At 52.8% G+C, this 7,464-nt stretch carries 6 protein-coding genes; 2 read left to right on the forward strand and 4 right to left on the reverse strand.

The features are described 5' to 3' along the window. Position 1: 1 nt before the first annotated feature. Positions 2-544, forward strand: a complete 543-nt coding sequence (locus tag AC222A_RS13430; RefSeq protein ID WP_372748954.1) for a transglycosylase SLT domain-containing protein — start codon at positions 2-4, stop codon at positions 542-544. 22 nt (positions 545-566) lie between these two features. On the opposite strand, the gene tadA is transcribed toward AC222A_RS13430, so the two are convergent. The 3 genes from tadA to AC222A_RS13445 all read right to left on the reverse strand — a co-directional run bounded on the left by tadA (position 567) and on the right by AC222A_RS13445 (position 3,716). Further along, positions 567-1,022: a tRNA adenosine(34) deaminase TadA gene (tadA, locus tag AC222A_RS13435; RefSeq protein ID WP_372748955.1), complete on the reverse strand. Its 456-nt coding sequence runs from the start codon at positions 1,020-1,022 to the stop codon at positions 567-569. A 66-nt stretch (positions 1,023-1,088) separates the two neighbouring features. Further along, positions 1,089-1,331 carry a DUF2164 domain-containing protein gene (locus AC222A_RS13440; protein ID WP_372748956.1) on the reverse strand — a complete coding sequence of 81 codons (243 nt, stop codon included), beginning with the start codon at positions 1,329-1,331 and terminating at the stop codon, positions 1,089-1,091. 36 nt (positions 1,332-1,367) lie between these two features. Next, positions 1,368-3,716: a TonB-dependent receptor gene (locus AC222A_RS13445; protein ID WP_486775099.1), complete on the reverse strand. Its 2,349-nt coding sequence runs from the start codon at positions 3,714-3,716 to the stop codon at positions 1,368-1,370. A 431-nt stretch (positions 3,717-4,147) separates the two neighbouring features. Here AC222A_RS13445 and AC222A_RS13450 point away from each other — a divergent pair, with 431 nt between their 5' ends. After that, positions 4,148-5,179, forward strand: coding sequence for an AraC family transcriptional regulator (locus AC222A_RS13450; RefSeq protein ID WP_008250927.1), 1,032 nt, complete (start codon positions 4,148-4,150; stop codon positions 5,177-5,179). Positions 5,180-5,513: 334 nt separating this feature from the next. Here AC222A_RS13450 and AC222A_RS13455 read toward each other — a convergent pair. Further along, on the reverse strand, positions 5,514-7,464 hold a 1,951-nt coding region (locus tag AC222A_RS13455), incomplete at its 5' end, for a Tn3 family transposase (protein WP_486775100.1).

A 7,464-nucleotide genomic window follows, 5' to 3' on the forward strand; every position in this document is an offset into this window, starting at 1 on the left:
GATGGCGGGGCTTTCGGCGATTATTGTCGTTTTTGGACGGAAAAACCCTAGTACCCCACCAACAGGTGTTCGCGGCATGATGATGCTCACCCGAGCGACGGCCAAAGAAATGGGCGTTAGCAACCGTATTGATGCGCGGCAAAGCCTGCGCGGTGGAGCCCGGTATTTGAACCTACTCAAAGAACGCCTGCACGAGGACATTCTGGAACCGGACCGCAGCTGGTTTGCCTTGGCAGCGTACAACGTGGGCTATGGGCACCTGCTTGATGCGAGACAAATAACGAGAGAGCTGGGGGGCGACCCAAACTTATGGGCACACGTTAAAGAAAACCTGCCCAAACTTCGGCAAGAAAAATGGTATTCGAAGCTTCGATATGGCTTTGCTCGCGGCGATGAACCCGTGCTCTACGTGCAAAATGTCAGGCACTATCACGCACTCATCAGCTGGTCGGAAATGGCCCGCGTGCGACAGCCACCACCCAAAACCGTTGAGGAATATTTACCGGCAGCGCTGCGGTCACCCCTATTGTTTATGAGCTTATAGCAAAGCCTAGCGACTAAGAGGTCTAGCGCCTTGCCGCGAAAAAACTCTTCATTAGCGCCGCGCATTCATCGGCCATCACGCCACCGAGCCAGCTCGTGTGATGATTCAGCCAGCTCTCGTCCAATGCTTGCCGTTGACTCTGCACCACCCCAGCACGAGGCTCTGTCGCGCCAAACACCAATTGCGCAATGCGTGAATGAATGATCGCGCCCGCACACATGGTGCAGGGCTCTATGGTGACGTAAAGACGAGCACCACTGAGCCGATAATTGCCTATACGCCGCGCGGCATCTCGTATCGCCACAATCTCAGCGTGGGCGCTTGGGTCACAAGTGGTCAATGGCTGATTGTGCCCTTCACCAATCAATTCATCATCAAGCACTACAACGGCGCCCACAGGCACCTCGCCCTGCTCGCCAGCACGCTCGGCCAGCACCAATGCCCGACTCATCCATAACTCGTGATTTGGGGTGGTCATCGATAAGACCTAAAAATAAAACTGCGCATTGAACTGCGAGCTCATGTTGGAAAATTCATAAAATGGCTAAACCGGCATTTCAATTTCATCAATGGCGGCTTTGATGTCATCCATCTTTCTATCCATCACCACTTGGGCGTCGAACAAACCGCGATTATAAAAATGGCCACCAATGTTACTAGCAAAAAAATCCAGCAAAAACTCGGCGTCGAATTGCCCCAATTCCATGCTTAATTCGTCATCGAAATACCGCTGCAATTGCGACACCATTCCCGCTTTTTGCTCGTCACTGAACTCAATTGTCGACATTGCACCCACCCCTAATCCATTGTGGGCCGCAATTTATCACCAACTCATGGTCAAGGCGAGGAAGACTTTGCGACCACCTTTTTGTGTGGCCTGGTAACTGCCGGGGAAAAACACCGCATCCAAGACCTGATTGGAAACGTCCTTATCGGTCAAATTGCTGCCGCCCAAACTCAAAGACCAACTTTGGTCTTGAGCGCCAACCGAGACACGGGCCGACACCAAGGTATGCGCAGGGATTCGTGTTTCTGGGTCCAGATCGATATCGGTAAATTGCTCACCCTGGTAGAGCAGGTCCAAGCTGGCTCTCAATCCTAAGTTGGCGGTGAGTGGGAAATTGACCACCGGAGATAACGAAGCCGAAGCCTCGGGCGCCAAGGCCAAACGCTCTCCGCTCAGATCCTGTGTGGTATTGATGCCCTGGCTAATGGGCGCTGGTGCATTGGCGTACTCGTCGTATTCGGCATTTAGCACGCCTGCCGAGCCCGACAAGGTCAAAAACGCCAGAGGCGTCAACCACGTAAAGTCCATTTCCATACCCTCCGACACGGCGGAGGCGGCATTGGTCACGTCAAAAAAGGCACCATTAAACGCCAGCACTTGCAGGTTATCCAATTCGGTATGAAACAGCGTGAGATTCAGCTTCAGGGACTGATCAAGAAAAACCCCCTTCGCTCCCATCTCAAAAGTTCTGGCTTCTTCCGGTTCAAAATCCAAATCGTCGCCGGAAAAAGACGCGGCGTTAAAGCCACCGCTCTTAAAGCCTCGGGCGTAGGTAAAAAACAACGTCAAATCGTCACCGTGAAAATATTGCAGTGACAACTTTGGCGACAAATCGGTTTCTTCTCTAGTGGTGCCAATCACGCGGTAATCCTGCGCCGACAGCGCCGTTTCAATAATGCAAGGTGCACCGACTGACTTGCCCGCACACAGGCCGCTGCCAATGGCATTGGCGCGTTTGCGCTCTCGGTTATAACGAATTCCCGGAGTAATCGCCCAGTTTTCATTCAAATACCAGGTCATCTGGCCAAACCAGGCCAAGGCTTCAATGTCTAAAAGGTATTCCAATCGGTAACGGTCGTCGCCAATCGCCGCGCCGACGCCAGCGCCAATCAAGCCGCCCAAACCGGGTATCGAGCCAACGCCGGTTGAGGTGCCGTTATTGCCGCTCACTAATTGAGCCGCATCGTCGGTGCTGAGGTAGGCCCCTAAATCCTCCCCCGCGACAATGTCGACCACCTGCTCAAATCGAGATTCAAAATAAAACCCACCCACAACGTATTCAACACTGCTACCTAGGCCCCATAAGCCGCTGTCTCGGCTACCGCTAAAACGCAACTCTAGGCTGTCTTGCTCAAAATCCGAGGCAACACCCAATTTGGCCACGTCGGCTGGGGAAGCGTCCACATCAATCAATTCGCGAAAGTACAGCTCACTGCTGCCTACCACGAGGGTACTGACCAGATCGTTCAAACCCAACAACTGGCTTAAGTCCCAATCCACCTTTAAGCCAACGGTATTTGAGCCCTTATCCAAAAATCCCGCGGCGTTATGCGACAACTGGTGATTGTGTGGATCGTCCTCAACCTCAGGGTCGTAATTATCCACAAAGTCCCGAGTGCCATCGTCCAACTTTGACAGCTGAAATGACCAATACCCACTGTCGGTATCGGATTTGATGACCGTTAATTCTGAGGATAGATTCTCAGTGGGCTGAAACTGCAATTTCATACGCCCAGCCAACTGTTCATAGCGGTCAGCTTTCTCGTTCCTCTTGGTGTTTTGTAGATCGCCTTCCTTTTCATAGGCCAAACCAGACAATCGAACCCCCACTTTTTCCGACAGCGGACCACCAACACCAAACTCCATGCGTTTTTCTTCGGGGTCGGCTCGGCTGACGCGAATATCACCGGAAAAGCTCTCACCGGGTTCTGCGCTGGTCACATTGAAGACCCCCGCCACCGTGTTTTTGCCGAACAGAGTGCCTTGAGGGCCTCGCAAGACTTCCACTCGACCAATATCGAAAATCGCTTCACTGAAATAACCGGGACGGCCAAAGAATAATTCGTCTTGCACAAAACCAACGGAAGTCTCAAAGGCCACATTGACGGGGTTTGTACCAAAGCCACGAATATTGATCTGCGCCAGCGCAGGGTCGGTGTCGGAGGAAAACTGCAAATTGGGGATGTAGGCCGCTATATCTTGCAGGTTCGTGGCGCCCACATCTTTCATAAAATCGCCATCAAAGGCCGAGATGGAAATGGGCACATCTTGACTGGACTGGGCACGTTTTTGGGCGGTAACGATGACCTCCTCTATCACACGTTTCGGCGCATCAGCTTGCGCTGTTTGAACAGCCAGCAGCAGGCAAACAAAAAAACGCTTCATGTTCTTCTCCTATATTGCTCTTCGCCAAATGAGTAGGACCAAGTGTTTTCATCCAACTCCATAAAAAAGTTAGGTGGTAATTCAGTCGATATACTGACCGGAGGACGGAGGAACAGATGCTCCATTGATGATATGGTTTTGGGTCGGGATACTCACGCTGGCAACTCCCTGCAATACTTTTGAATTATTAGCCAGCTAGACTATAGATATACCCCCACCCGAACTTGACGGAATCGACAAAATACCCGGCCCAACGGCCATCCCACCCCTAACTCGAGCAGCCATTACACCAGCGAGGGTAAACTTGCCCTTTGATTTCACGATGTTAATCTTTGCAGCGAAGCTCAGTGCCACAGCTCAGAGAATGTGGCAGCTATAATAAGCCAGCCGCCTAAAGCTGCGGCATTTCGATCAGAGAACGCTGTACCCCGATGAACGACGCCAAAAATCTAGCCAAAACAGCCACCACCATCGCCTCCTACTCACTGGCTATCCAGAAAGCTCTGGAGGCCAATGGCTACGATGCGGAGGATATTTTCGAGGCAGCAGGGATCGGTCGCGTGCCCGGGCCCGATCCCATGGATCGCCTCACCACCGCCGAACTGGCCGCCGTGTACCGAGAGTCGGTAAAGCGCAGCGGCAATCCGGCTTTCGGACTCACCGTGGCACGATTCATGCACCCCGGAGCTGTTCATGCTCTCGGCTACGCCCTGTTGGCGAGCTCGTCCCTCAGGGATGCCTGTGAACGACTGGTCTATTACTTCCGCCTTGCCAGCGAACAGGGCATCTATCGGATCGAGGAAGAGGGGGACCGGTTCTGCCTGATCCTCGATGTGACCACCGAAGGAGTCGCCTACGAAACCATCGACGCCTGGAATGCCTTTGTTATCCGCATTTTCAGGATGATCTACAGGCCGGATTTCACCCCCCTCTCTGTCAGCCTGACACGACCCTGTCCGCCCGGTATTGAAGAGCAATACAAAACAAGCTTCCACGTGCCGGTGACATTCGACGCACCAAACTGCCAGATCTGCATGGAGCGCGCGATCGTCGACGAACCACTGTCGGGCGGTAATCGCGAAATTGCCAGCCAGCACGATCAGATCATGGAGGGATACATCGCAGCCCTGGACCAGGACGATATCATTACCCGCGTCAAGCGAGCTATTGTCCAGTTCCTACCGTCAGAAAACTGCACCAAGCAAAGAGTCGCCAGCGAACTCGCCATGAGCCCCAGCGCCCTGCAACAGAAGCTGGCCACGCTGGACACCAGCTTCCAAGATCTGCTCAACCAGATCCGCCAGTCCCTGGCTATGGACTACATGGAGCAGTCCCGGGTCAGTATCACAGAGATGAGCTTCCTGCTCGGCTTCAGCGATACCAGCAGCTTTACCCGCGCCTTCCGCCGCTGGACAGGCAAATCTCCACGGGACTTCCGTCGCGAGCGGAGCATTGAGCCGTAGCAGACCAAAGAGACAAAATGTGATCCCGAACTCACCGTAACAGTTATTCGTAGAATTTATGCTGATTTCAGCGGTTGCCTTGGAGGCAGGGTTGGAATCCAGCGCGCTCTTCTGTCGTTTGAATCTGCACGCCGTACACGTACTTGGGTAAAATCAGGGCCTCAACAGGTAGGACAGCACGCCCGGTTGTAGTTTCCTGGCTCACCTGCCCAGTATCTCTTCGTTGTGTTGACCCAGCCGCGGGATAACGCCCATCTCGGGGTACTAGGGATTTTCCCTCGTAAACGGACAAAAACCTCTGGATCCAGCGTCATTTCTGGCCTCTCGGAGGGTATTACTTTCCCTGAACTGGCCTATATCCATCAATTGAGAGCATCAGCTCCTCAAGATCCGGTAACTTTTCACTCAATTCGAAGTTATAGGTACCCTTAAGGTTGATGTTATACCAAGCCACCGGGGAAGCCTGTTTGACGATCTGTATTCGTTTGTCGTCGTTCTGATGTTCGAAGCTCGTCAGCAGTTGGCTGAGTATGCTGGAGTTGAAGTAAATAATGGCGTTGGTGACCAGGCGCGCACATTCGTTCCATAGTTGGATTTCTTCATCAGAGCTGCCCCGGAACTGATCCCCATTGACGTTGCTGATTGCTCGACGCAGCTGGTGGTAGGCCTCCCCCCGATTAAGGGCTCGCTGAACGTAGTTACGCAGGCTGGCATCATCAATGTAGTTCAGCAGGTAATTCGCTTTCACCAGTCGGTTGTACTCGGTTAGGGCCTCCAGCAAGGGATGGTTGCTCTTGTAGCCGGAGAGTTTTCTAACCAATGTGGCCTGTGTCGTTTTGCGCTCTTTGAGCGACACCGCGATCCGCTGGATGGTATCCCAGTGCTGCCTGATGCGTTTGGTGTTGATGGCTTTTTTCAGGCGTAATTCGATTCTCTGATCATTGCCTTCTTTAACATCGAACATATCATTGATAACGCGACCAACCTGTGCGTAACGCGGCGCAAAGTTGTACCCGAACAGGTCCAGTAGCGCAAAGTTGACATGATTAACCCCGTGGGTATCCGTGGAGAGGACATCCGGAATGATCTCCGAACTGTTGTTCATCAGTAAGTCAAAGATGTAGTGGGATTCGTGCTCATTCGCGCCGATCACCCGGGCGTTAATGGCGGCATGGTTGGCGATTAGGCTCATGGCCGAGACACCTTTCTGAGTGCCAAAGTACTTCGATGAGTAGCGCGTTTTGAAGGTCTCGCGCCGGGCCTCGAACTTTTGACCATCGGCACTGGCATGGATCACATCCTCTTGGATGTTGTAATGCTTGAAGATGGGCAGCTTGGCCGTCGCGTTGTTGATGTTGTCGTTGGCGGCACTCAGGGTCTCCAGTCGTAAGTAGTTCGCCTGGATGGTGCTGAGTTGATCATAGGTGCGGTCGGAGATTTGAGCCATGCCGTAGATGCCTTGGTTGGTCGCATTTCCCACCAGAATCGCCAGCAGGTCATATTCGTGAACTCGGCTCTTAGACTGGGCGCCCAGCACATGCTCAAAGCAGTCAATGAACCCGGTGTCGCGGTGGACCATGCGCAGCACATCGGCAACCCCAGTGGTAGGTATTTGCTGGAAGAAGGGATTGTTGACCAGGTACTTTTTACTTGCCGTCGGTAATCGCCACAGACGCTTACCCTTGGGATTACGTAGGATAATGTTTCGGTTATCGTCCTGTTCCAGATATTCACTGACTTCATGCAAACGGATCTCCAGATCCCTGTTCATTTGCTCAATCAGCTTATTCGGTTCGGCGGACAACTTTGGCAGCTGGGTTTGCTCTAGCAACTTTGTCTTATCCCTTCGCCAGCGCGCTCGACTTACCAGATCAGCCTCCAATGCCCGGTATTTAACGACATTCGGCAAAGTCAGTTGGCCATTCAACCGGTCGGGGATCTGTAAGTACAGGTACCACTCGTAGCGGCCTGGGTTAATGTTATCGTCCTCGTCCTGCAAGAGCGGTAATAGTTTCTTGGCTGGCAGTCGGCTGTCTATATTTGCCTTTGAGATCATTCTTCGGGCTGAGAGATCAAGTTGAGCATGATCCAGCACTCCTGCTAGGCGTTGAGTGCCCGCACTGCCTTCAAAGTGCAGGCAAAGAAACAGCTGGCGGAGCAACCCTTCCCTTAAGCTATCTCTCTGGTCATAATACTGCCACGTAGCTTCCTCAACGGAACGCTTTTGCTCATTCAGAAACAGACAAACGGATTCAAGCTCTTTCTCCGCAAGAAGCCTCAGCGCT

This window comes from Litorivivens sp., from assembly GCF_057445395.1.